We start from the raw sequence: 24,285 nt of genomic DNA on the forward strand, positions 1-24,285 counted from the left end.
GCCCGGGAGCCCCCGGATCCCCCGTGTCCCCCCGTACCCTCAGGCGACGAGCTCCCCGAAGGCGTTCTCCTCGTCACGGCCGAAGCTGAGGACCTCGTCCTCGCGCAGCCGGCGGAGCGACCGCCAGATGCTGGACTTCACCGTGCCGACACTGATGTTGAGGATGTCCGCGATCTCCGGGTCCGTGCGGCCCTCGTAGTAGCGCAGGACCAGCATGGTGCGCTGGAGTTCGGGCAGCCGGGCCAGCGCCTGCCACAGGACCGCGCGCAGCTCGGTGCCGCGCATCGCGTCCGTGTCTCCGGCCGTCTCCGGCAGCTCCTCGGTCGGGTACTCGTTCAGCTTGCGGCGGCGCCACGCGCTGATGTGCAGGTTGGTCATGGTGCGGCGGAGGTATCCGCCGACCGCCGCCTTGTCGCTGATCCGGTCCCACGCCCGGTAGGTCGAGAACAGCGCGCTCTGCAGCAGGTCCTCGGCCTCGAAGCGGTCGCCGGTCAGGTGGTAGGCGGTGGCGTACAGGGAGGCGCGGCGCTCCTGGACGTAGGCGGTGAACTCCGCCTCGCTCACCGAGCGACGCTCTCCCGTTTCCTCCCCGTACGCCGTTCCCCCGTCGCTGTCCCCCGTGGACGCGTCAACCACCGTCATGATCGCGGTGTGCTGACGCCCGGCGCCGCGAGCGCACCCCCGCATGCCCGCGGCGCCGGACTTCTCGGAACCCCGGTGCACGTCGTGCAGACGCGTGATCACTGCGCTGGTGCTGGTGCCGTGCAGCGTGTTCATCTCGCGCCCCCCGTCGTGGACTTCCGGTGTTCTCGCCTGCGGTTGTGCTGTGCCGAAAAGCTTGCCGCGCCACCTTCATGGCCGTGTCCGCCGACTGTCACAGACGTGTCACAGGGGTCGGCCACCGTGACGGCACACTTCCTTCACAGCTCGGCGGGTGCGAAGCGGCACGTATCCGGGCCCAAGGGGCGACCGCCGCGCACGGGTCGAACAGGGAGCCCTCCATGGGCCAGAATGAGCGCGTGCCTTCCCTGTTGCTGATCGAGGACGACGACGCCATCCGGACGGCCCTGGAGCTCTCACTGACGCGCCAGGGTCACCGCGTGGCGACCGCTGCCAGTGGTGAGGACGGTCTGAAGCTGCTGCGCGAGCAGCGGCCGGATCTGATCGTGCTGGACGTGATGCTGCCCGGCATCGACGGGTTCGAGGTGTGCCGTCGCATCCGGCGCACCGACCAGCTGCCGATCATCCTGCTCACCGCGCGCAGCGACGACATCGACGTCGTGGTCGGCCTGGAGTCCGGCGCCGACGACTACGTGGTCAAGCCCGTGCAGGGCCGGGTGCTGGACGCCCGGATCCGTGCGGTGCTGCGGCGCGGGGAACGCGAGTCCAGCGACTCGGCGACCTTCGGCAGCCTGGTCATCGACCGTGCGGCGATGACCGTGACGAAGAACGGCGAGGACCTCCAGCTCACGCCGACGGAGCTGCGGCTGCTGCTGGAGCTGAGCCGCCGGCCCGGACAGGCGCTGTCCCGCCAGCAGTTGCTGCGGCTGGTGTGGGAGCACGACTACCTGGGCGACTCCCGGCTGGTGGACGCGTGCGTCCAGCGGCTGCGCGCCAAGGTCGAGGACGTGCCGTCGTCCCCGACGCTGATCCGTACCGTGCGCGGTGTCGGCTACCGGCTGGATCCGCCTCAGTGACACAGGAGCACCAAGGGGGGAGCCGCGGCTGGTCCGCGGCGCGTAAGGGAGTCTGGTCGCGGCTGCGCCTCACGAGCCTGCGGCTGCGGCTGGTCGTCGTGTTCGGGCTGGTCGCGCTGACCGCCGCCGTGTCCGCGTCCGGGATCGCGTACTGGCTGAACCGCGAGTCGGTGCTGACCCGTACGCAGGACGCGGTGCTGCGCGACTTCGAGAAGGAGATGCAGAACCGCGCGGGCGCGCTGCCCGAGCATCCCACGCAGGACGAACTCCAGCGCACGGCGGGGCAGATGGCCAACAGCAGCCAGCGCTTCACCGTGCTGCTCGTCGCCGAGAACCCCGAGGGCCAGACGGTGTACGGCAGTTCGGGCGGGCTGAACGGCTTCTCGCTGGGGGACGTGCCGGAGTCGCTGCGTGAGACGGTGACCGAACGGCAGAAGATCACGTCGGGCAACAAGTACCCGCACCACCTGTACTGGCAGCGGATCGTCGAGGACGACACGCCGTACCTGGTGGCCGGGACCAAGCTGATCGGCGGCGGGACCACCGGCTACATGCTGAAGTCGCTGGAGCCGGAGGCGAAGGACCTCAACTCGCTGGCCTGGTCGCTGGGGATCGCCACCGGTCTGGCGCTGATAGGTTCCGCCCTCCTCGCGCACGCCGCCGCGACGACCGTGCTGAAGCCGGTGCAGCGGCTGGGGACCGCCGCGCGACGGCTCGGGGAGGGAAAGCTGGACACCCGGCTGAGGGTGTCGGGCACCGACGAACTGGCCGACCTGTCCCGGACGTTCAACAAGGCCGCCGAGGCGCTGGAGAAGCGGGTCGCGGACATGGCGGCGCGGGACGAGGCGTCCCGCAGGTTCGTCGCGGACATGAGCCACGAGCTGCGCACCCCGCTGACCGCGATCACCGCCGTGACCGAGGTCCTCGAGGAGGAGCTGGAGTTCGAGGGCGGCGGCATCGACCCGATGATCCAGCCCGCGGTGCGGCTGGTGGTGAGCGAGACCCGGCGGCTGAACGACCTGGTGGAGAACCTGATGGAGGTCACCCGCTTCGACGCGGGCACCGCCCGGCTGGTCCTCGACGACGTCGACGTCGCCGACCAGATCACCGCCTGCATCGACGCGCGCGCCTGGCTGGACGCGGTGGAACTGGACGCCGCGCGCGGCATCCACGCCCGGATCGACCCACGGCGCCTGGACGTCATCCTGGCCAACCTCATCGGCAACGCCCTCAAGCACGGCGGCTCGCCGGTGCGGGTGTCGGTGCGGGAGGAGCCCGGGGGCGTCACGGAGGGCGCGGAGGGCACGGAGGCGCCCGGCGAGGGCGCCAAGGCGGCGGACGCGTCGGGCGGCACGGTCGTCATCCAGGTGCGGGACCACGGCCCCGGCATCCCGGAGGACGTCCTGCCGCACGTCTTCGACCGCTTCTACAAGGCCAGCGCCTCCCGTCCGCGCTCCGAGGGCAGCGGGCTCGGCCTGTCCATCGCGCTGGAGAACGCGCACATCCACGGCGGCGAGATCACCGCGGCCAACTCGCCCGAAGGGGGCGCGGTGTTCACGCTGCGGCTGCCGCGGGACGTGTCCGCCGCGGAGTCCGGGGAGAAGTCCGGCGACGCCGGGAACGAGGGCGCCGAGGGGGACGCCTGATGAACGCACAAGAGGGGCGGTACCGACGGGACGGGCGGCTCAGGGCGGTTCTGCCGGCCGTCGTGGGGTTCGCGGCGCTGGGCGCGCTGCTGTCCGGGTGCGGCATCCGGGCGACCGAGGTGCCGACCGACTTCGGTCCGGCGCCCTCCCGGGTGCGCTGCTCGCTGGGCGAGCCGGAGGGCGCGGGGCAGGGCGAACGCGGGCTGCCGGTGCAGGTGTTCCTGGTGTGCGGTCCGTCGCTGGTGGCCGTGGACCGGGCGGTGCGGGTGGCGGACGGGCCCACGGACGCGCGCCGTGTGCTGGTCGCACAGGGCCTGCTGGGCGAGCTGACGCGGGAGCCGACGGCGTCCGAGCGGGAGGCCGGCTACAGCACGCGGGTGGGGCCCGGGACGACGGTGACCGGGCCGCGGGCCGGGGACCCGGAGGACACGCTGCGGCTGAGCACGCCGCCGGCCGAGCTGTCGGCCACGGCGCTCGCGCAGATCGTGTGCACCTTCTCCGACTCGGCGGCGGCCGAGGGCGACGGCTCGGTGATCCTGGGCGGCCCCGACGACGCGACGCCGCGCCGCTACCGCTGCACGGACGACGTACGGGCCCGTCCGGCGGCCGGGAAGCCGCCCTCCACCGAGGCCACCGGAAGCTGACCGGCGGGCGCCCGCAGCGGCGGCACCGCAGTGTGGCGCACGCCTCAGAGGTTGAACGGGTGACATCCCGGAACCGGCCGAGGCGCACGCGGCGTCTTGGGGATCGTGCAGCGTCCAGGCTTCATCGGCGGCACCGCCGCGTCCCGTATCCGTGTGACCGGGGGTCTCCTCCTGGCCGCGCATCTGGCGTTCGTCGCCTGGTACACGCTGCGCCCCCTGGACGTCCCGTGGGTGATGCCGGCCAATCTGCGGCCGCTGGACGGGATCCGCGCCGACTTCGCGCTGGGCTGGGCGACGGGGCTGCGCCGCACCGGGGAGTCGATGGCGCTGCTCGCGCCGCTGGGTGTGCTGCTGCCGATGGCCGGGGGCCGGCTGGCCGTGTCCCGGCTGGGCTCGCTGATCCGCACGACGGCCGCGACCGCCCTGGTGTCGCTGGCCGTGGAACTGTTCCAGACGGCGGTGCCGGGCCAGGTGGTGGACGTCGACTCGCTGCTGCTCAACACGGCGGGCGCCGCGCTCGCGCACGCCGCCGTGGTGCCCGCGGGACGCGCCTGGCTGCGCCGCCGTGCGCTCCTCCGGGCGGCGGACGGGGCCGTCCCGGCGGAGGAGGCACCCCAGGGGAGGACCCCGACGATTCCCAGGGTCGGGATCGCCCCGTGGAGTGACGCTTTGCCCCCTTCGTCTCCGTAACGTAGAGGTACGGAGGCAGCCGGACGGGATGCCTCGCACCGTTACGAAGGAGTCGCGATGAGCAGCCTCGCCCGCCCCACCGACGACCGCATGATCGGCGGTGTCTGCGCCGGGCTGGCCCGGCGGTTCGGCACCTCCGCGAAGACGATGCGCGTCGTGTTCCTGGTCTCGTGCCTGCTGCCGGGCCCGCAGTTCCTGCTCTACCTGGCGCTGTGGATCCTGCTGCCCTCGGAGGACAAGGCCCGCGCGGCCTGGTAGGACGGCCCGCGCGGCGCCCTCACCCCCGAGGCGCCGCGCGCCGCCGGCCTCCCGGTCCCTGCGCGGCATCATCTCCCTGAGGCCCTGCGCGGGGCCGTGGACCTCCGAGTACGCCGATGGGGCGCGACCCGTTTCCGGGTGCGCCCCGTCGGCCCGTCTCCGGCCGGGAGGGTCAGCGGCCGCCCAGCGGGATGCCGTTGACGTTGACGCCCTGGCCCGGCACCGCGTTCAGCGGCAGGCCGCCGAGGAGGCCGGCGCCCGGCACCTGGGAGCCCAGCTCGCCGGCGACCGGCGCGGCGGTCCCGACGCCCTTGCCGGCCACGTCCTGGCCCGTCGACAGCGCCTCGGCCGGGCCGGGCAGCGCGCTGGACACCTGGTCCGCCGGCACGGCCTGGGCGACGGTGTCCAGCCCCGGGGCGTCCGGCAGGGACGGGGCCGCCTGGGCGGCGCCCGCACCGGCGGCGGCGAAGGCGGCACCGAGAGCGGCGACACCGAGGGTCTTGACAGCAGACTGCTTCATGAAAGGCGTCCTCGAAATGGGATACGGGGATGTGAGCGGTGCTGCGACCGTAATCAGGGGTCCCCGTCCGCCGCAAACAATGAAATGCGGACGGATGGTGAACGCGCTGCGGGTTCACCTTTCCCGGTGACGCGCCGTTCAGCCTTCCGTGAGGGAGGAACCGCTGGTGGAGGCGGTCTGACGGAACAGCCATTCGGATTTCAGTTCCGCATATCCGGGCTTGATCACGTCATTGATCATCGCCAGCCGTTCATCGAAAGGAATGAATGCGGACTTCATCGCATTGACGGTGAACCACTGCATGTCGTCGAGCGTGTATCCGAAAGCCTCGACCAGGTGCTCGAACTCACGGCTCATGCTCGTGTGGGACATCAGCCGGTTGTCGGTGTTCACCGTGGCGCGGAAGTGCAGCCGGCGCAGCAGTCCGATCGGGTGCTCGGCGTAGGAGGCGGCGGCGCCGGTCTGGAGGTTGGAGCTGGGGCACAGCTCCAGCGGGATCCGCTTGTCCCGGACGTACGCGGCGAGCCGGCCGAGCTCCACCGTGCCGTCGTCGCGGACCTGGATGTCGTCGATGATCCGCACGCCGTGCCCGAGCCGGTCCGCGCCGCACCACTGGAGCGCCTGCCAGATCGACGGCAGTCCGAACGCCTCGCCGGCGTGGATGGTGAAGTGGTTGTTCTCCCGTTTCAGGTACTCGAAGGCGTCGAGGTGCCGGGTGGGCGGGTGGCCGGCCTCGGCGCCCGCGATGTCGAAGCCGACGACGCCGTGGTCGCGGTAGCCGTTGGCGAGTTCGGCGATCTCCAGGGCGCGGGCGGCGTGCCGCATCGCGGTGAGCAGGGCGCCGACGCGGATGCGGTGGCCGTTCTCCCTGGCCCGCCGCTCGCCCTCGCGGAACCCCTCGTTGACGGCCTCGACGACCTCCTCGAGCGTCAGCCCGCCTTCGAGGTGCTGTTCGGGCGCATAGCGCACCTCGGCGTAGACGACGCCGTCCTCGGCGAGGTCCTCGGCGCACTCGGCGGCGACCCGGACGAGCGCGTCACGGGTCTGCATGACGCCGACGGTGTGCGAGAACGTCTCCAGGTAGCGCTCCAGGGACCCGGAGTCGGCGGCCTGGTGGAACCAGAGGGCGAGCTTGTCGGGGTCGGTGTGCGGGAGGTCGGCGTAGCCCGTCCCGCGGGCCAGGTCGACGACGGTGCCGGGGCGCAGTCCGCCGTCGAGGTGGTCGTGCAGCAGAACCTTGGGCGCCCGGCGGATCTGGTCCGAGGCCGGGGCGTTCGCGATGGTCTGGCTCGTCATTTCCGCACTCTAACTCCTACGCGCGTAGATCACCTGGCGCACGCCAGTGCCGATACGGAAAGGTGACCGCACGGACGGGTCGCGTACACCGTGACTTCTGAGAATGTTCTGTCATGGCACAGCAAGCGACGCCGGTACGCACGGCTCGGCTGGGGAGGGCGCTCGGCTCGGAGCCGGCCACGGTGAACGGGGTGGCGCTGCTGCTCCCGAACGGCGAGGAGTCCTCCGCCCGCAGACCGTCGCCGCTGGCGGCGGCCTCCGTACGCGGCCTGGGCCGCCGCCTGGCCCGCGCGGGAGCGGACCAGCAACTCGCCGTGCACGCCGTCCACTACCGCTACCGCGGCTGGAACGGCGACGAGGCGCACCTCGCGCAGGACGCCGCCTGGGCCGCCGACGAGGCGGTACGGCGCTACGGGGACGTGCCGGTCTGCCTGGTCGGCCTCGGCATGGGCGGCAGGGCGGCGCTGCGCACGGCGGGCCACGAGGCGGTCAACTCCGTGGTGGCACTGGCCCCGTGGCTGCCGGAGGAGGACGGGACGGCCCCGGCCGAGCCGGTGAGGCAGCTCGCCGGCCGCCATGTGCTGATCGTGCACGGCACGAACGACGCGCGCACCGACCCCGAACTGTCCTTCCGCCTCGCGGCCCGCGCGAAGAAGGCCAACCGCGAGGTGTGCCGCTTCGAAGTGCACGCGGACGGCCATGGGTTGAGTCAGTACCGGGACGAAGTACTGGCGCTGGCCGAGGACTTCGTGCTGGGCGTGCTGTTCGGCCGGGCGTTCTCCCGCCCGGTGCAGGACGCCCTGGCCGCTCCCCCGCCCCTGGGCCTGCGGATGCCGCTGGCGGCGGGGTTCGGGCGGTCGTTACGGCACTGAGGCCGCCCTCCGCTCCGGCGGCGGGCGCCTGCTCTCACCCCGGCAGCAGACTCCCCCGCTTCAACAGCAGGAACTTCTTGAACGCCGCCACCGGGGGTGTGTCCGGGCGGCCGGCGAGCCAGGCCACGCCGATCTCGCGGGCCGCCCTGGGCGCGGTCACCGTCAGCTCGACCACGCCGGGGCGCGGGAAGGGCGGCGGGGGCAGCAGGGCGACGCCCAGGCCCGCCGCGACCAGGCCGCGCAGGGTCTCGGCCTCTTCGCCCTCGAAGGCGATGCGCGGCGCGAAGCCGGCCCGGGCGCACAGGTCGTCGGTGATGCGGCGCAGGCCGTAGCCCGGTTCCAGGGTCACGAAGGTCTCGTCGGCGGCCTCGGCCAGGCGGACCCGGCGGCGGGCGGCGAGGCGGTGGTCGGCGGGGACGACCAGGCGCAGCTTCTGCTCGTCGAGGCGGCGGGCCACCAGGTCCGGCGCGGAGGGCACCGGCGAGGTCAGGCACAGGTCGAGCTCGCCGCCGCGCAGGCCCTCCAGCATGGCCTCGCCGTGGTTCTGGACCAGGGTGAAGCGGATGCCGGGGTGGTCGGCGCGGAAGGCGTGCAGCAGGCCGGGCACGGTCTCGGCGCCCATGGTGTGCAGGAACCCGAAGGCGACCTTGCCGGTGGCGGGGTCGGCGTCGGCGCGGACCTCCTCGGCCGCGCGTCCGATCTCGTCCAGGGCGCGGGCGACGGAGGCGTAGAAGGTGCGGCCGGCCGGGGTGAGGGAGACGGTGCGGCCGTGCCGGGCGAACAGCTCGACGCCGAGGTCCTCCTCGAGACGCACCAGGGCGCGGGAGAGGGTGGACTGCGGCACCTGCATCTCCTGGGCGGCCCGGGTGACGTGCTCGGTGCGGGCCACCCCGGCGAAGTGGGCGAGCCGGGGCGCGAGCAGCCGTGCCGTCTCCTCCCTGTCTCGTGTGTCACCGGTTCGTGACAGACGACCGGCTGACCTCTGCTGATGCTCCATGGGAACGATTATGGCGATTCCATGCATTGGACGGATGAGCGGAGACCTCCGTACGTTCGAGGCATGACTCCCGCCAGTACCGGGGCGTCCACCCGCGTGGACGCCGTCGCATCCGTCCCCTCCACCCCACCGCCCGCCGCCGAGACCCGGATGTCCCCGGGCGGTCCCGGTTACCGCCGGATGAGTCTCGCCCTGTTCCTCGCGGGCGTCGCCACCTTCGCGCTGCTGTACTCCACGCAGGCCCTGCTGCCGCTGGTGTCCGGCGAGTTCGCGGTCAGCGCGAGCGACGCGAGCTGGACGGTGTCGGCGGCGACGGGCGGCCTGGCGCTGTTCGTGCTGCCGATGAGCGCCCTGTCCGAGCGGTTCGGGCGCCGTACGGTCATGACGGCCTCGCTGGCCGTCGCGGTGACCCTGGGCCTGCTGGTGCCGTTCGCCCCGTCGCTCGGGGCGCTGGTCGCGCTGCGCGCGCTGCAGGGCGCGGCGCTGGCCGGGCTGCCGGCCTCGGCGACGGCGTACCTCGCGGAGGAGGTCACGCCGAAGGCGCTGGTGACCGCGATCGGGCTGTTCGTCGCGGGCAACAGCGTCGGCGGGATGAGCGGCCGGGTGATCACCGGCTGGGTGGCGCAGGAGTGGGGCTGGCGGGTCGCCGTCGGGGTGATCGGCGCGGTCGCGGTGGCGTGCGCGGTGGCGTTCCGGCTGCTGCTGCCGGCGCCGCGGCACTTCCGGCCCGGCTCGCTCGCGCCGCGCGTGCTGGCCGGCACGGTCCGCCGGCACCTCGGGAACCCGCTGCTGCGGCGGCTGTTCGCGATCGGCGCGCTGTTCATGACGGTGTTCGGGGGCGTGTACACGGTCGTCGGGTACCGGCTGACCGAGGCGCCGTTCTCACTGCCGCAGGGCGTCGCCGGGTCGGTGTTCCTGGTGTACCTGGTGGGCACGGTGTCCGCGTCAGCGGCCGGCCGGCTGGTGGGCCGGCTGGGCCGCCGGGGCGCCCTGTACGCGGGCGGCGCGACCACCGCGGCGGGGCTGCTGCTGTCGCTGGCGGACGCGCTGCCGCTGGTGCTGCTGGGTCTGGTGCTGATCACGGCCGGGTTCTTCGCGGGGCACGCGGTGGCGTCGTCGGCGGTGGGCAGGACCGCGACGGAAGGGCGGGCGCAGGCGGCCGCGCTGTACCAGTCCGCGTACTACGTCGGGTCGAGCGCGGGCAGCGCGGTGGGCGCGGTGGCGTTCCACGCGGAGGGCTGGGGCGGGACGGTCGCGGTCGGGCTGGTGGCCGTGGCGGGCGTCGCGGCGATCACCCTGGCGGGGACGCGGGCGGCGGCGCGGGCTACTGGTAGCCCGTCCGGCGTTTGAGGACGAGGCCCGCCAGGGCCGACAAGGGGGGTCTGGGGGCGCAGCCCCCAGGGACGGGAAGGGAAGGGGCGGCGGGGGCGAAGAACCGCCTGCGTCAGCGCTACCGACCTGCGTGTTCTCCCGTGCGGCAGGCCGTTGTCAGTGGGCTGCGGTAGCTTCCGAAGTGGTGGGCGCGACGAAGCGCCGCCACAAGGCCGCTTGGGGTGGGTGGACGATGACGAACGGCACGGCGACGACGGATCCGGACGCCACGCTGGAGCAGTACCGGGTCGAACTGACCGGGTACTGCTACCGCATGCTCGGCTCCTCCTTCGAGGCCGAGGACGCGGTGCAGGACACGATGATCCGCGCCTGGCGCGGCCTCGACAAGTTCGAGGGACGCTCCAGCCTCCGCTCCTGGCTCTACCGCATCGCGACGAACGTCTGCCTGGACATGCTGTCCGCGGGCAACAAGCGCGCCCGCCCGATGGACCTCACGGAGTCCACGCCGCTCGCGCAGGCCGCCCTGTCCCCCCGCCCCGACCACACCTGGCTGGAGCCGATGCCCGACGACCGGGTGCTGCCCACCCCGGCCGACCCGGCGGAGGCCGCGGTCGCCAAGGAGTCCGTGCGGCTGGCGTTCATGGCGGCGCTGCAGAAGCTGCCCGCCAAGCAGCGGGCGGTGCTGATCCTGCGCGAGGTGCTGGCGTGGAAGGCGAGTGAGGTCGCCGAGCTGCTCGGCACGTCGGTCGCGTCGGTCAACAGCGCGCTCCAGCGGGCCCGGGCGACGCTCGCCGAGCGCCGGGAGCCGGGCGCCGACGCGGCGGTGTCCGACCCGCTGGACGAGGACCAGAAGAAGCTCCTCGACCGCTACGTGGCCGCCTTCGAGGGGTACGACATGTCGGCGCTGACCGCGCTGTTGCACGAGGACGCGGTCATGACGATGCCGCCGTTCGACCTGTGGCTGACCGGCGCCGGCGACATCACGGGCTTCATGACGACGCTGGGCGCCGCCTGCGCCCACTCCAGGCTGGTGCCGGTCGAGGTCAACGGACTGCCCGGGTTCGCGCAGTACAAGCCCGACCCGGAGAACGGCGGGTACACGCCGTGGGCGGTGCAGGCGCTGGAGATCTCAGACGGCCGGATCACCGGGTTCCACTGCTTCCTGGACACGCAAAGGTGGTTCCCGCTGTTCGGGCTGCCCCTCCGTCTCGAAGCGGAGACCGACGAGGTCGAGCAGGGCGCACAGCGCGGGTGAGGGGTCGCGCAGCCGTATCCGCCCGCCGGCCCGGCGGGCGGTGAGCTGAAGCCGGGCCAGCAGGTTCACGGCGTCCAGGCCCGGCGGTCCCAGACCGGCGACGTCGCACACCACGACACGGCCGCGCCCCCCGCCGTCCAGCAGGGCGCGCAGCGCCTCGCACGGCCCGCTCACCTCTCCCGGGGTGGTGAGGGGGCCGCTGAGTACGAGTACGGGCGGTGTCATGGCGTCCACGACCGGTAGACCGGCCGCGGGCCCGTAACTCATCGCGCGGCGGCCGGCCGCGCCCGCGCCGAAGATCACATTGACCGGGCATGGCCCTCCCCGGAGGGTTGGCTGTATGCGCCACAGATCATCGCCGTCCCCGGGACCGGGTTCCGGTGCCGTCCGCCGCCACGGGGAGCCGCCGTGCAGGGGGTGCTGAGCGGGTTCCTGGTGATCGCCGTCGTCATCGGCGTCGGCTACGTCATCGGGCGGCGGGGGAATCTCGGCGCGCAGGGCAGCGAGGTGCTGACCAAGCTGGCGTTCCATGTGGCGTCCCCGGCGCTGCTGTTCACGACGCTCGCCCGGGCCGACCTGCCGGTGGTGTTCTCCAGCCGCCTCCTGGTCACCGCCCTGAGCACGGCGGCGGTGGCGGGCGTCTTCGCCGCGGTGGGCGTGGCGCGCGGCTGGGGCGTGGGCCGCACCACCATCGGCGCCCTGTGCTCCAGCTACGTCAACTCCGGCAACCTGGGCATCCCGATCGCCGTGTACGTGCTGGGGGACGCCTCGCTGGTGGCGCCGGTGCTGCTGTTCCAGCTGGTCGGGGTCACACCGGTCGCGCTGACGATCCTGGACCTGTCGACGGCGGGCGGGAAGCAGCCGCTGTGGCGCCGGCTGCTGACCCCGCTGCGCAACCCGATCGCGGTGGGGTCGCTGGCGGGGGTGGCGGTGTCGGCGGCGGGCGTGGAGATTCCCGGCCCGGTGTGGGACCCGGTGCAGCTCATCGGGAACATGGCGGTCCCTGCGGTACTTCTCGCCTTCGGCATCTCGCTGCGGGGCAGCACGCTGCCCCTGCGGGGCGGCGACCGGGGCGCGGTGCTGCTGGCCGTGGGCCTGAAGGCGGTGGGCCAGCCGCTGGTGGCCTGGGCGCTGGCGGCAGGCGTCTTCGGCCTGCGCGGCGCGCACCTCCTGGACGTGGTGGTCACCTCGGCCCTCCCGGCCGCCCAGAACCTCTTCACGTACGCGAGCAGTTACGGCGTCGGCGAGAGGCTCGCCCGGGAGGCGATCCTGATCTCGACGGCCCTGTCGGTACCGGTACTGGTGGCGGTGGCGGCGCTGCTGGGGTGAGTCAGCTCTGTGGGAACTCGCCGGTGTCGATGACGAGGTCGAAGGGGGCGGGGAGCTTGATCGGCTCGCCGAACCGACCCGACTCGAGGACGCGGTACACGCCGTTCTCCGGTGCGCCGTGCAGGGTGAAGGCCGGCCCGCCCGGTGCCCGGCCGTCGATCAGCAGGTGGAGCGGGACACTGCCCATGGCGCATGCCGCGGGCTTCGCCGTCCGGTCACGGCTCGCCGTGGCCTTCGAGGTGATCTCCACGACGAGTTCGGCTGCCGCCGCAGGGCACAGGCCGTCGTCGGCGAACCGGAAGTCCTCCCGCACGACCACGAGGTCGGGCACGAGGAGGGCGAGGCGCTCCGGCACGGAGATGTCCCACCACTGATGCACACCCCAGTTCTCCGGAACGGCCTGGTAGAGGCACCGGTGCACCTGCGCGGCGATGAGGTGGTGCCGGACCGTGGCGAGGGGTGTCACCGTGACGAGCCCATCGACGATCTCCACCCGGCAGCCCTTGGGAGCGTCCGTCCGCTCCCGGATCCAGCACAGTTCTTCCCACTCGGTGTCGGCCTTGACGTAGTCGCCGTCGTACACGTGCATGGGTACAAGGAAACATGACGAACGGGACCGGCAGGGGTCCACCGGTCCCGTTCACCCGGAAGGAGAAAGCGCTGGTCAGGCGATGCGTTCCAGGACCACCGGCGTGGCGGTGAAGTCCGCGCCGGAACCGATGTCGAAGGAGCCCTCCAGGGACTGGAGCGCGTACTCGAAGCGGTCCGGGGTGTCCGTGTGGAGGGTGAGGAGGGGCTGGCCCTCCGTCACGGTGTCGCCGGGCTTGGCGTGCATCTCGATGCCCGCGCCGGCCTGCACCGGGTCCTCCTTGCGGGCGCGGCCCGCGCCGAGGCGCCAGGCGGCGACGCCGATGTCGTAGGCGTCCAGGCGGGTGAGGACGCCCGACGAGGGGGCCTTCACCACGTGCTGCTCGCGGGCGACCGGGAGCTGGGCGTCCGGGTCACCGCCCTGCGCGGCGATCATGCGGCGCCAGACGTCCATCGCGGAGCCGTCGGCGAGGGCCTTCGCCGGGTCGGCGTCGCGGATGCCGGCCGCGTCGAGCATCTCGCGGGCCAGGGCGACGGTCAGTTCGACGACGTCCGCGGGGCCGCCGCCCGCCAGGACCTCGACCGACTCGCGGACCTCCAGGGCGTTGCCGGCGGTCAGGCCGAGGGGGGTGGACATGTCGGTGAGGAGGGCGACCGTCTTCACGCCGTGGTCGGTGCCGAGGCCCACCATGGTGGAGGCCAGCTCGCGGGCGTCCTCGATCGTCTTCATGAAGGCGCCGGAGCCGACCTTCACGTCCAGGACCAGGGAACCGGTGCCCTCGGCGATCTTCTTGGACATGATCGAGGAGGCGATCAGCGGGATCGCCTCGACGGTGCCGGTGACGTCCCGGAGGGCGTACAGCTTCTTGTCGGCGGGGGCGAGCCCGTCGCCGGCCGCGCAGATCACCGCGCCGGTGCCGTCCAGCACCGACAGCATCTCCTCGTTGGAGAGCAGGGCGCGCCAGCCGGGGATCGACTCCAGCTTGTCGAGGGTGCCGCCGGTGTGGCCGAGGCCGCGGCCGGAGAGCTGCGGGACGGCCGCGCCGCAGGCGGCGACCAGCGGCGCGAGCGGCAGGGTGATCTTGTCGCCGACGCCGCCGGTGGAGTGCTTGTCGGCGGTGGGGCGGGACAGGGACGAGAAGTCCATGCGCTCGCCGGAGGCGATCATCGCGGCGGTCCAGCGGGCGATCTCCCGGCGGTTCATGCCGTTGAGCAGGATCGCCATGGCGAGGGCCGACATCTGCTCGTCGGCCACCTCGCCGCGGGTGTACGCGTCGATGACCCAGTCGATCTGCTCGTCGGTGAGTTCGCCGCGGTCCCGCTTGGTGCGGATGACGGAGATGACGTCCATGGCCATGGCTGGCGTTCCTTCCGGGGGGTGCGAAGAGCACGGCCCCTCCGCTCGACGCCGCCCGGGGTGCCGGGCGCCGTCGGGAGGGGCCGCACGGGAGTTACTTGGTGAGGTGCTGGGGGCCGAAGGCCTGGGGCAGCATCTCGGACAGGGGCAGGATGCCCTCGGGCGTCTCCAGCAGCAGTTCAGGGCCGCCGAACTCGTACAGCAGCTGGCGGCAGCGCCCGCACGGGACGAGAATCTCCCCGCCGCCGTCCACGCACGTGAAGTGCGTGAGCCGGCCGCCCCCGGTGCGCTGGAGCTCGGAGACCAGCCCGCACTCGGCGCACAGGCCGAGTCCGTACGAGGCGTTCTCGACGTTGCAGCCGGTGACCGTGCGTCCGTCGTCGACCCGGGCCGCGACGCCGACCGGGTACCCCGAGTAGGGGGCGTAGGCGTGGGACATGGCGTCCCGCGCCGCCGCGCGCAGGGCGTCCCAGTCGACGTCGGCGGCCGCGGTCACTTGCCCTGTCCCTTCCGGTACGGCATGCCGTCCGCCTTGGGCATGCGCAGCCGCTGGGCGGAGAGGGCGAGGACGACCAGGGTGACGACGTACGGGGTGGCGGCGACGACCTGGCTGGGGACCTCGTTGGTGCCGGCGTACCAGGCGAACACGAGGGCGCCGACGACCAGGGTGATCACCGCCTGGACGTACTTCTTGCGGACGGCCAGCCAGATCGCGCCGATCACCAGCAGCAGCGCGCCGAGCAGCAGCAGGGCGTGCACGTTGGTGGAGCCGCCGCGCAGGTTGAGGCTGTCGGTGTAGCCGAAGAGGCCGGCGCCGATGGCGAGGCCGCCCGGCATCCAGTTGCCGAAGATCATCGCGGCGAGGCCGATATAGCCGCGGCCGCTGGTCTGGCCCTCCAGGTAGAAGGGGTTGGCCACGATGGACAGGAAGACGCCGCCGAGGCCGGCCAGACCGCCGGAGATGATCACGGCGAGGTACTTGTACTTGTAGACGTTGACGCCGAGGGACTCGGCGGCCACCGGGTTCTCGCCGCAGGAGCGCAGCCGCAGGCCGAACGAGGTGCGCCAGAGGATCCACCAGGTGCCGGGGACGAGCGCGACGGCGATCAGGGTCAGCCAGGAGACATTGGTGACCAGGCCGCCGAGCAGGCCGGCGATGTCGGAGACGAAGAACCAGCCCTTGGCGTTGAGGTCGGTCAGCCAGTCGGACAGTCCCGGCACGGTGAAGTGGCCGAGGGACTCGACCGCCGGGGACTGCTTGGCGGAGCCGCCCTGGTGGCCCTCGAAGGCGAGGGGGGCCAGGTAGCGGGTGGCGCCGAGGGCGAGGATGTTGATCGCCACACCGGAGACGATGTGGTTGACGTTGAAGGTGACGGTGACGATCGCGTGCAGCAGGCCGCCGAGGCAGCCGCCGATCACGCCGACGAGGACGCCGGTCCACGGACCCCACTGGAAGCCGGCCCAGGCGCCGAACCAGGTGCCCAGGATCAGCATGCCTTCGAGGCCGATGTTCACCACGCCCGCGCGCTCGGCCCACAGGCCGCCGAGGCCGGCGAGGCCGATCGGCACGGCGAGCTGGAGGGCGGTGGACATCTGGCTGACGTTGGTGATGCCGTCGGCGCCGGTGATCAGGCGCACGATCGAGGTCAGCGCCAGGGCTCCGGCGATGACCAGCAGCAGGACGGGCCAGGACATGCGGCGGCCGGTCGGCGGGGCGTGCTCCAGCGACGGCTGGTTGACGTCGGTCGCTGTGGTCGGAGCGGTCATCGGCCGGCCACCTCCTTCGTGGTGTTGTTGTCGGCGCCCAGGACGTGTCCCGCGGCGAGTTCGGCGCCGACCCGGCGCTGCTGACGGCGCAGGCCCCACTCGCGGACGGCCTCGTAGGAGACGACCACCGAGAGGACGATCAGGCCCTGCATGATGACCGCGATCTCCTTGTCGTAGCCGTGGAAGTCCAGCTCGGGCGACGCCTTGTCGAGCCAGGCCCACAGCAGGGCGGCGAAGACGATCCCGACCGGGCTGTTGCGGCCGAGCAGCGCGATGCCGATGCCGAGGAAGCCGATGCCGGTGGGGAAGTTGAGGTTGTAGGTGTGCGAGTCGCCGAGCAGGATCGGCAGGCCCGCGAGGCCGGCGATGGCGCCGGAGAGCAGCATGGCGGTGAGGACCATGCGCTTGGGGTCGACGCCGCTGGCGGCCGCGGCGGAGCTGGAGGAGCCGGAGGCGCGCAGGTCGAAGCCGAAGCGGGTGCGGTTGAGGACGACCCAGTAGCCGATGCCGAGGAGCACGGCGAGGACGACCAGGCCGTAGATCTCGCCGGCCGCGCCGAGGTCGATGCCCGGGATCCAGCCGGACTCGTGCATCTCGCCGGTGGTGCTGTTGTTGCCGATCTTGACGCCGAAGACGTCCGGCTTCCACATGTAGACGATCAGCGAGGTGGCGATCGCGTTGAGCATGATCGTGGCGACGACCTCGCTGACCCCGCGGGTGACCTTGAGGACGCCGGCGATGCCGGCCCAGAACGCGCCGGTGCACACGGCGGTCAGCAGCAGCAGCGGCACCTGGAGGAACGCGGGCAGGTCGGCGTGCGCGCCGACGATGGCGGCCATCATCGCGCCGAGCTGGTACTGGCCGTCGACGCCGATGTTGAACAGGTTCATCCGGAAGCCGATGGCCACCGCCAGGGCCGCGATGTAGTACATCGAGGCCTGGTTGAGGATCAGCACCTGGACGTCCGAGTACCCGGCCTGCTCGAACATGAGGGCGAACGGCTCGACGGGGTTCTTGCCGGAGGCGATCAGCACGATCGCGCTCAGCACGAAGGCCACGGCGAGCGCGATGACCGGTCCGGCCACCGCGAGGAGCACGCGCTCCTTGTCGAACTTCTTCATCAGCGGGCCTCGTCTTCCGGAGACTCGGCGGACTTGGACACGTCGGCCTGGGTCTCGGGGGTCTCTTCGTGTTCGAGGTGGCCCTCGGCGGCGCCGGTCATGGCGGTGCCGAGTTCCTCCGGGGTGATGGTGGCCGGGTCGGCGTCGGCGACCAGCTTGCCGTCGTAGATCACACGGAGGGTGTCGGACAGGCCGATCAACTCGTCGAGGTCGGCGGAGATCAGCAGCACGGCCAGGCCCTCGCGGCGGGCCTCGCGGATGTGGTCCCAGATAGCGGCCTGCGCGCCGACGTCCACGCCGCGGGTGGGGTGGGCGGCGATCAGGAAGCGCGGCTTGTGGCTCATCTCGCGGCCGACGATCAGCTTCTGCTGGTTGCCGCCGGACAGGGAGGCCGCGGTGACGTCGATGCCGGGGGTGCGGACGTCGTACTCGGTGACGATCCGCCGGGTGTCCTCCTGGGCCGCCTTCGGGTCCAGCCAGACGCCCTTGGCGTTGGGCTTCTCGGTGACGTGGCCGAGGATGCGGTTCTCCCAGAGGGGGGCCTCCAGGAGCAGGCCGTGGCGGTGGCGGTCCTCGGGGATGTAGCCGATGCCCTCCTCGCGGCGCCTGCGGGTGGGCCAGGCGGTGATCTCCTCGTCGGCCAGCCGGATCACGCCGGAGTCGGCGTGCCGCAGGCCGATGAGGGCGTCGACCAGTTCGGTCTGGCCGTTGCCCTCGACGCCGGCGATGCCCAGGACCTCGCCCTCGTGGATGGTGAAGGAGATGTCGTCGAGGAGGGCCTTGCCGCCGGGGGCGGCCAGGCGCAGCTTGTCGACGGTGATCACGGGCCGGTCGGTGACGGTGGACTCGGCCGTCTCCGGGGTGGGCAGCTCGCTGCCGACCATCAGCTCCGCGAGCTGGCGCGGGGTGGTCTCGGAGGGCACGGCGGTGCCGACCGTGGTGCCGCGGCGGATGACGGTGATGTCGTCGGCGACGGACAGCACCTCGCCCAGCTTGTGGGAGATGAAGATGACGGACAGGCCCTCGGCCTTGAGCTCGCGCAGGTTGTCGAAGAGCGCGTCGACCTCCTGCGGGACGAGCACGGCGGTCGGCTCGTCGAGGATCAGCGTGGTGGCGCCGCGGTAGAGGACCTTGAGGATCTCCACGCGCTGGCGGGCGGCGACGCCCAGCTCCTCGACGAGGACGTCGGGGCGCACGTCCAGGCCGTAGCGCTCGGACAGCTCCTTGATGCGGCGGCGGGCCTTGCCGCCGATGCCGTGGAGCTTCTCGCTGCCGAGGACGACGTTCTCGAGGACGGTGAGGTTGTCGGCCAGCATGAAGTGCTGGTGCACCATGCCGATGCCGCGCGCGATGGCGTCGGCGGGCGACGAGAAGTTCACCTGTTCGCCGTGGACCGTGATGGTGCCCTCGTCCGGCTTCTGCATGCCGTAGAGGATCTTCATCAGGGTGGACTTGCCGGCGCCGTTCTCGCCGACGAGGGCGTGCACGGTGCCCTTGCGGACGGTCAGGTGGATGTCGTGGTTGGCGACGACACCGGGGAAGCGCTTGGTGATCCCGGCGAGCTCCACGGCGGTCACCGTCTTGTGGACCGCCTCTCCGGCCGGAGGGCTGCTGGACGCGTTGATGACGCACTCTCCTGGGGACGGGGGCCGTCTACGCGCGTAGCGCCCCTACGGCATACAAAGGGGTGGCACACCTGACCGACGGGGTGCGAGGAGCCTGGCTCCTCGCACCCCGTCGAGCGGTCGCGACCCCGCGGTGGTTCAGGGTGTGACTCAGCTCGACTTGACCTTGATCTCGCCGCTGATGATCTTCTCCTTGGCCGTCTCGATGGCTTTCTGGAGCTCGGCGTCGGCCGCGAACTTCGGGTTGGAGTTCGACAGGCTCACCTCACCCGTCTTGAGATCGCCCTTGACGATACCGGTCGTGGGCTTGCCGTCCTCGACCGACTTCGCCAGGTTGTAGACCGCCTTGGCGACATCCTTCATCGCCGAGGTCAGGATCGAGTCCTTGTACGTGGCGAGGGCTTCCTGCTTGTACTGGTCGGAGTCGACACCGATCGCCCACACCTTGTTGGCGGCGGCGGCCTCGATGACGCCCTGACCGGACAGACCGGCGGCCGCGTAGACCACGTCGGCCTTCTTCTCGATCTGGCCCTCGGCGGCGCTCTTGCCCTTGTCGGGGCTGGAGAAGCCGCCCTCCTCCGCGGTCTGCGTGAGGAACTGGGAGATGACCTTGACCTTGGGGTCGGTGTCCTTGACTCCCTGCTCGAAGCCGGCGCGGAACTTGTGGATCAGCGGGATGTCCACGCCGCCCACGAAGCCGACGACGTCGGTCTTGGTGGACTTGGCCGCGGCGACGCCGGCCAGGTAGGAGGCCTGCTCCTCGGAGAACACCAGGTCGGCGACGTTGTTCGCCTCGACCGTGGCGTCGTCGACGATGCCGAAGGTGGTGTCGGGGAACTTCTCCGCGGCGGCCTTCACGGCGGACGCGTAGGCGTAGCCGACGCCGACGATCGGGTTGTAGCCCTGCTTCGCCAGCGAGACGAGGCGCTGCTCCTTGTCCGCGTCGGTCTCACCGTCGGTGGGCTCGACGTCGGCCGTCTCGTAGCCGAACTCCTTCTTGGCCTTCTCCAGGCCCGCGTACGCGGCGTCGTTGAAGGACTGGTCGCCCTTGCCGCCGACGTCGTAGGCGATGGCGAGGCCCTTGCCCTCCTTCGACTCCGAGGAGCCCGCGGAGGTGGAGGTGCCGCCACAGGCGGAGAGGGCGAGGGCCAGGGAGGCGGTCGCTGCGCCTGCGACCGTGATCCGGGAAATCCGGCGCATGTGTGGTGCTCCTAGTCTTACAAGCGCCGGGACGGTACGGGGATACGGCGCTGACTTCGCCGCAGATTAACGCGCGTAGACCGGCCTGAAAACCCCTTCTGTCCACCTTGTTATGCGCCCGTGTTCAAGCCGGTTCCGCCTGTCGGGACGGGGCGTTGCTGTTCGCGAACGGAGGGTGGCGGTGGGTGAGCGCCGGGGCCCTGTTCGGGCGTCTTACGGGCGTCTCCGGTCGCCCCCGGACGCCCCTGGTTGCCTCCGGACGGTCACCTTCGGCCGGGAAGCCGCCGCGGACACGACGGAGCGGGCGGGCGCTCGAGGCGCCCGCCCGCTCGTACGGGAGGCCGGAGCCCGGGTGTACCCGGCCCGGGATCACTCGGTGTTGACCTTGATGGTCCCGTCGGTGATGCCCGTCTTCGCCTTGTCCACGGCTTCCTTCAGGCCCGGGATCTCGGCCATCTTGGGGTTGCTGTCGGAGAGGCCGACGCCGTTGACCTTGAGGTCGAAGACCTGGGTGCCGGTCAGCGGCTTGCCGTCCTGGACCGACTTGGTCAGCGTGTAGACCGCGCCGCCGACGTCCTTCAGGGCGGAGGTGAGGATGTAGTCCTTGTAGCCGGCGAGGGCTTCCTGGTTGTACTGGTCGGAGTCGACGCCGATCGCCCATACCTTCGCCTTGGCCGCGGCCTCGATGACGCCCTGGCCGGAGAGGCCGGCCGCCTGGTAGATGACGTCGGCGCCCTTCTCGATCTGGCCCTCGGCGGCGGCCTTGCCCTTGTCGGGGCTGGAGAAGCCGCCCTCCTCCGCGGTCTGGGTCAGGTACTGGGAGACGACCTTCACCTTGGCGTTGGTGTCCTTGACGCCCTGCTCGTAACCGGCCTGGAACTTGTGGATCAGCGGGATGTCCACGCCGCCGACGAAGCCGACGGTGTTGCTCTTGGTGGCCTTGGCGGCGGCCACGCCGGCGAGGTAGGACGCCTGCTCCTCGGCGAAGACCAGGGAGGCGACGTTCTCGCCCTCGACGACGGAGTCGACGATGCCGAAGGTGGTGTCGGGGTACTTGGCGGCGACGGCCTCCATCGCGGGGCCGTAGGCGAAGCCGATGCCGATGACCGGGTTGTAGCCCTGCTTCGCCAGCGAGGCCAGACGCTGCTCCTTGTCCGCGTCGGTCTCGCCCTCGGTGGGTTCGACGTCGGCGGTCTTGAAGCCGAATTCCTTCTTGGCCTTCTCCAGACCGGCGAAGGCGGCGTCGTTGAAGGACTGGTCGCCCTTGCCGCCGATGTCGTACGCGATGGCGACGCCGAGGTCGTCCTTGCCCCCGCTGTCGCCGCTGTCACTGCTGGTCCCGCCGCAGGCGGTGGCGGCGAGCGCGAGCGAAGCGACCCCCACCGCTACGCGGGTCAGTTTGGATATCCGACGCATCTGAAGTTCCCCATTCTCCAAAGCCCCGCAGCGGGTGCTCGGTTCGGCGCACATTAACGCGCGTAGACACTCCTGGGAACGGGGTCGAGCGGGGCCGTTATCCATTCGTGCCGATGGCCGGTTACGTCCTTGTGAACCAGGGGGTCGCAGGGGAACGGAACGGGCATACGCGTCTGCACGGCCCCCACGCTGCACCCCCGGGGAGCGGGCCGCAAGCGGAGGCGTCCGGGGAGGTGCGACAAGGAAGGGCACCTCCAGGCACCGCCGGGTGCACCCCCTCAGGGGCGCGGGGAACTGCGCGCTCGGCCACGGGCGGGCGGCCGGGGCCCCGTCGGGCCCGGCCGCCCTCGCGCGTGCGTCGCTTACCGCAGGGCGTCCAGCAGGGCCGCGGCGGTGAACAGCTCCACGCCGACGGTGATGGCGTGCTCGTCCACGTCGAAGTCGCCCTGGTGCAGGTCGCGCACGACGCGCTCGCCCGGGGTGCGGACGCCGAGGCGGGCCATGGCGCCCGGGACGCGCTCCAGGTACCAGGAGAAGTCCTCACCGCCCAGGCTCTGTTCGGTCCCCTCGACGGCCTCCGTGCCGCGCCGGGCGATCATCGCGTCGCGCAGCAGCTCGGTGGCCCCGGCCTCGTTGACGACCGGCGGGACGCCCCGCACGTAGTTGATCTCCGACTTGGCGCGGTGCAGATTGGCCACCTCGTCGATGGCCGCGACCACGATGTCCGGCGCCTGCCGCCAGGTCTCCAGGTCCAGGCAGCGGACGGTGCCGGAGAGTTCGGCGTGCTGCGGGATGACGTTGGGCGCGTGGCCGGACTCGACCCGGCCCCAGGTGACGGCGAGCCCGCTGCGGCTGTCGACCCGGCGGCCGACCAGCGCGGGCACGTCGGTGACGACCCGGGCGGCGGCCGTGACCAGGTCGGTGGTCAGGTGCGGGCGGGCGGTGTGGCCGCCGGGGCCCTCCAGGGCGATCTCGAGACGGTCGCAGGCGGAGGTGATGGGGCCCTGGCGCAGCCCGATCTTCCCGGCGTCGACGCGCGGGTCGCAGTGCACGGCGAGGATCCGGCCGACGCCCTCGAGCGCGCCGTCGGCGATGACGTCGGCGGCGCCCCCGGGCAGCACCTCCTCGGCGGGCTGGAAGATCAGCCGGACGGGGCGGGGCAGCAGGCCCTGGCGGTGCAGCTCGGCCAGCACCAGCCCTGCGCCGAGCACCACGGTGGTGTGCACGTCGTGACCGCAGGCGTGGGCGCGGTCGGGCACGGTGGACCGGTAGGCGCAGCCGGCCTTCATGTCGGGGATGGGCAGGGCGTCGATGTCGGCGCGCAGGGCCAGCATGGCCGCGTCGGTGCCGGCCTCCTCGTCCGTCCCGATGTCACAGATCACCCCGGTCCCGCTGGAGAGCACGCGCGGGCGCAGTCCTACGCGCTGAAGGCGTTCCTTGATCGCGGCGGTGGTTCGGAACTCCTGGTTGCCCAGCTCCGGGTGCATGTGGAGGTCTCGCCGGAACGCCACGAGTTCCGCGCGCAGCGCCTCGGGCAGCGCACCGGGGAGCACCGCTCCCCCGGGGAGATCGATCTCGGACTCCAGTGACATCAGTGGCTTCACCCTTTGAAGAGTAGGGCTCCGGAGCGCTCCACCGACCCCTGATCAAGAAAAATCAGCCCGTTGGAGGGAGAAAATCCGGCGGCCCTACGCATAGCTGTTCAGTGAGATGGGTACACTCACCGCCCTTTCGGGAGGGTAGGGGCGACACGGCCTGCCCGGCCATGAGGCCGGTCACAGCCCCCGCGCGGGCGTCGGCACCATCCGTACTTCCACGGTTACCACGTCCGGCCCAACCCACGCCGGACGGTTCATCTGGCGGACAGCGGGTCAGGGCCCGGGGGTGTGGCGGGCCGCAGCTGGTGGGCGTCGCGCGCGGTGCCGACGACGTCGGCGAGGAAGCCCTGGGCGCGCGGGGAGGCGTGGGCGGTGAGCCACGCCGGGTCGATGTCGCACACCGCGATCCGCACACCGGTGCCGGCCAGGGCGAGCGGCAGGGTGTGGACGACGGTGGAGGGGAAGCTGACGACCGTGCGGCCCACGGGGCCCCGGCGGGCGACCAGTTCCAGGGGGAGCTCGGGGCGGACGATCTCCAGGCCGGTCTCCACGGCCAGCCGGTGCAGCTTCTCGGTGGTCTCGCGGCGGTGCGCGAAGTAGCGGCGGGCGCCGTGGGTGCGGGCGAGGGAGCCGACCGCCCGCACATAGGCGTCGGCGTCCACGACGCCCGTCTCCACCAGGGAGGTGCCCACCAGATCGGCGCCCTGGGTGACGCGGGGCGGTCCGAAGCGGTCGCGGGTCCAGGCGAAGGTGTGGGCGCGGACGGTGACGCCGGGCGGGACGTCCGCCATCGGCATGGAGGTGAAGACCTCCACGGTGCGGTCCCGGCCGGGGCTGAGCCGGCGCCGGGCGACCGCGGACACGGGGGCGAACACCAGGTCGCGGGGGCCGGGGCGGCCGCCCTTGCGGTGCCAGCGCACCAGGCGTTCGCCGCGGGCGAGCTGGCCCGCGAACTCCATGGTCGCCGTGCCGTCGTCGACGACCACCACCTCGGGCGCCCGGGTGATGGTCAGCAGCAGTTGCACGTACCGGGAGAACGGGTCGCCGAGGACGACCCGCCGGGCCCGGCGCAGGGGC

General features: G+C 72.2%; 23 protein-coding genes. 9 read left to right on the forward strand and 14 right to left on the reverse strand.

All coding sequences use genetic code 11. The features are described from left to right. Window positions 1-39: 39 nt before the first annotated feature. On the reverse strand, window positions 40-777 hold the full coding sequence (locus tag CCN29_RS09350; RefSeq protein ID WP_006133374.1) for a SigE family RNA polymerase sigma factor: 738 nt from the start codon (window positions 775-777) through the stop codon (window positions 40-42). A 242-nt stretch (window positions 778-1,019) separates the two neighbouring features. Between CCN29_RS09350 and afsQ1 the strand changes: the two genes are divergently transcribed. The 5 genes from afsQ1 (at window position 1,020) to CCN29_RS09375 (ending at window position 4,935) form a co-directional block, all read left to right on the forward strand. Then, window positions 1,020-1,697: a two-component system response regulator AfsQ1 gene (afsQ1, locus tag CCN29_RS09355; protein WP_006133375.1), complete on the forward strand. Its 678-nt coding sequence runs from the start codon at window positions 1,020-1,022 to the stop codon at window positions 1,695-1,697. Continuing rightward, window positions 1,694-3,343: an ATP-binding protein gene (locus CCN29_RS09360; RefSeq protein WP_086680949.1), complete on the forward strand. Its 1,650-nt coding sequence runs from the start codon at window positions 1,694-1,696 to the stop codon at window positions 3,341-3,343. Before afsQ1 ends, CCN29_RS09360 begins: the two co-directional genes overlap by 4 nt. Then, window positions 3,343-3,987 (forward strand): hypothetical protein, encoded by a 645-nt coding sequence (locus CCN29_RS09365; RefSeq protein ID WP_086680951.1) that lies wholly within the window; start codon window positions 3,343-3,345, stop codon window positions 3,985-3,987. Before CCN29_RS09360 ends, CCN29_RS09365 begins: the two co-directional genes overlap by 1 nt. A 105-nt stretch (window positions 3,988-4,092) precedes the next feature. Continuing rightward, window positions 4,093-4,677, forward strand: a complete 585-nt coding sequence (locus tag CCN29_RS09370) for a VanZ family protein (protein ID WP_031017125.1) — start codon at window positions 4,093-4,095, stop codon at window positions 4,675-4,677. Between the two features lie 57 nt (window positions 4,678-4,734). Then, complete coding sequence (locus CCN29_RS09375) at window positions 4,735-4,935, forward strand: PspC domain-containing protein (RefSeq protein ID WP_006133381.1); 201 nt, start codon at window positions 4,735-4,737, stop codon at window positions 4,933-4,935. A 172-nt stretch (window positions 4,936-5,107) separates the two neighbouring features. On the opposite strand, the gene CCN29_RS09380 is transcribed toward CCN29_RS09375, so the two are convergent. Together CCN29_RS09380 and CCN29_RS09385 are read right to left on the reverse strand one after the other, a co-directional pair. After that, entirely contained in the window at window positions 5,108-5,455 is a 348-nt protein-coding gene (locus CCN29_RS09380; protein WP_006133383.1) for a hypothetical protein, read from the reverse strand. A gap of 138 nt (window positions 5,456-5,593) precedes the next feature. After that, the gene (locus tag CCN29_RS09385; protein WP_006133384.1) at window positions 5,594-6,751 is read right to left on the reverse strand and encodes an adenosine deaminase; all 1,158 of its coding nucleotides are present in this window, start codon (window positions 6,749-6,751) and stop codon (window positions 5,594-5,596) included. Window positions 6,752-6,864: 113 nt separating this feature from the next. Here CCN29_RS09385 and CCN29_RS09390 point away from each other — a divergent pair, with 113 nt between their 5' ends. After that, window positions 6,865-7,623 carry a prolyl oligopeptidase family serine peptidase gene (locus CCN29_RS09390; RefSeq protein WP_031017128.1) on the forward strand — a complete coding sequence of 253 codons (759 nt, stop codon included), beginning with the start codon at window positions 6,865-6,867 and terminating at the stop codon, window positions 7,621-7,623. Between the two features lie 34 nt (window positions 7,624-7,657). Here CCN29_RS09390 and CCN29_RS09395 read toward each other — a convergent pair whose 3' ends face one another. Further along, the gene (locus CCN29_RS09395) at window positions 7,658-8,620 is read right to left on the reverse strand and encodes a LysR family transcriptional regulator (protein ID WP_086680953.1); all 963 of its coding nucleotides are present in this window, start codon (window positions 8,618-8,620) and stop codon (window positions 7,658-7,660) included. A gap of 63 nt (window positions 8,621-8,683) precedes the next feature. Here CCN29_RS09395 and CCN29_RS09400 point away from each other — a divergent pair, with 63 nt between their 5' ends. The 3 genes from CCN29_RS09400 to CCN29_RS09415 all read left to right on the forward strand — a co-directional run bounded on the left by CCN29_RS09400 (window position 8,684) and on the right by CCN29_RS09415 (window position 12,536). Continuing rightward, the gene (locus tag CCN29_RS09400; protein ID WP_006133387.1) at window positions 8,684-9,970 is read left to right on the forward strand and encodes an MFS transporter; all 1,287 of its coding nucleotides are present in this window, start codon (window positions 8,684-8,686) and stop codon (window positions 9,968-9,970) included. Window positions 9,971-10,184: 214 nt separating this feature from the next. Then, window positions 10,185-11,207 carry a sigma-70 family RNA polymerase sigma factor gene (locus CCN29_RS09405; RefSeq protein WP_086680955.1) on the forward strand — a complete coding sequence of 341 codons (1,023 nt, stop codon included), beginning with the start codon at window positions 10,185-10,187 and terminating at the stop codon, window positions 11,205-11,207. A 408-nt stretch (window positions 11,208-11,615) separates the two neighbouring features. Next, on the forward strand, window positions 11,616-12,536 hold the full coding sequence (locus tag CCN29_RS09415; RefSeq protein WP_086680957.1) for an AEC family transporter: 921 nt from the start codon (window positions 11,616-11,618) through the stop codon (window positions 12,534-12,536). A gap of 1 nt (window position 12,537) precedes the next feature. Here CCN29_RS09415 and CCN29_RS09420 read toward each other — a convergent pair whose 3' ends face one another. The 10 genes from CCN29_RS09420 to CCN29_RS09465 form a co-directional block, all read right to left on the reverse strand. Further along, window positions 12,538-13,125, reverse strand: a complete 588-nt coding sequence (locus CCN29_RS09420) for a Uma2 family endonuclease (RefSeq protein WP_086680959.1) — start codon at window positions 13,123-13,125, stop codon at window positions 12,538-12,540. A 75-nt stretch (window positions 13,126-13,200) separates the two neighbouring features. Then, window positions 13,201-14,475 (reverse strand): thymidine phosphorylase, encoded by a 1,275-nt coding sequence (locus tag CCN29_RS09425; RefSeq protein ID WP_006133395.1) that lies wholly within the window; start codon window positions 14,473-14,475, stop codon window positions 13,201-13,203. A 100-nt stretch (window positions 14,476-14,575) separates the two neighbouring features. Then, window positions 14,576-14,977, reverse strand: a complete 402-nt coding sequence (locus CCN29_RS09430) for a cytidine deaminase (protein WP_006133396.1) — start codon at window positions 14,975-14,977, stop codon at window positions 14,576-14,578. After that, window positions 14,974-16,248, reverse strand: coding sequence for an ABC transporter permease (locus tag CCN29_RS09435; protein WP_006133399.1), 1,275 nt, complete (start codon window positions 16,246-16,248; stop codon window positions 14,974-14,976). The genes CCN29_RS09430 and CCN29_RS09435 overlap by 4 nt, the downstream gene beginning before the upstream one ends. Next, a complete protein-coding gene (locus CCN29_RS09440; RefSeq protein WP_006133401.1) occupies window positions 16,245-17,369 on the reverse strand; it encodes an ABC transporter permease in 1,125 nt (374 codons plus the stop codon). The genes CCN29_RS09435 and CCN29_RS09440 overlap by 4 nt, the downstream gene beginning before the upstream one ends. Next, window positions 17,369-18,946, reverse strand: coding sequence for an ABC transporter ATP-binding protein (locus CCN29_RS09445; protein WP_006133403.1), 1,578 nt, complete (start codon window positions 18,944-18,946; stop codon window positions 17,369-17,371). The genes CCN29_RS09440 and CCN29_RS09445 overlap by 1 nt, the downstream gene beginning before the upstream one ends. A 198-nt stretch (window positions 18,947-19,144) precedes the next feature. Beyond that, window positions 19,145-20,194 (reverse strand): BMP family lipoprotein, encoded by a 1,050-nt coding sequence (locus CCN29_RS09450; RefSeq protein WP_031017136.1) that lies wholly within the window; start codon window positions 20,192-20,194, stop codon window positions 19,145-19,147. Between the two features lie 369 nt (window positions 20,195-20,563). Then, entirely contained in the window at window positions 20,564-21,610 is a 1,047-nt protein-coding gene (locus CCN29_RS09455; RefSeq protein WP_031017138.1) for a BMP family lipoprotein, read from the reverse strand. Between the two features lie 362 nt (window positions 21,611-21,972). Beyond that, window positions 21,973-23,202, reverse strand: coding sequence for a M20 family metallopeptidase (locus CCN29_RS09460; protein WP_006133406.1), 1,230 nt, complete (start codon window positions 23,200-23,202; stop codon window positions 21,973-21,975). Between the two features lie 260 nt (window positions 23,203-23,462). Next, the coding region (locus CCN29_RS09465) for a hypothetical protein (RefSeq protein WP_086680961.1) at window positions 23,463-24,285 on the reverse strand (823 nt) is incomplete at its 5' end.

This window comes from Streptomyces pseudogriseolus, from assembly GCA_002154585.1.
GTDB classification, from domain to species: domain Bacteria; phylum Actinomycetota; class Actinomycetes; order Streptomycetales; family Streptomycetaceae; genus Streptomyces; species Streptomyces pseudogriseolus.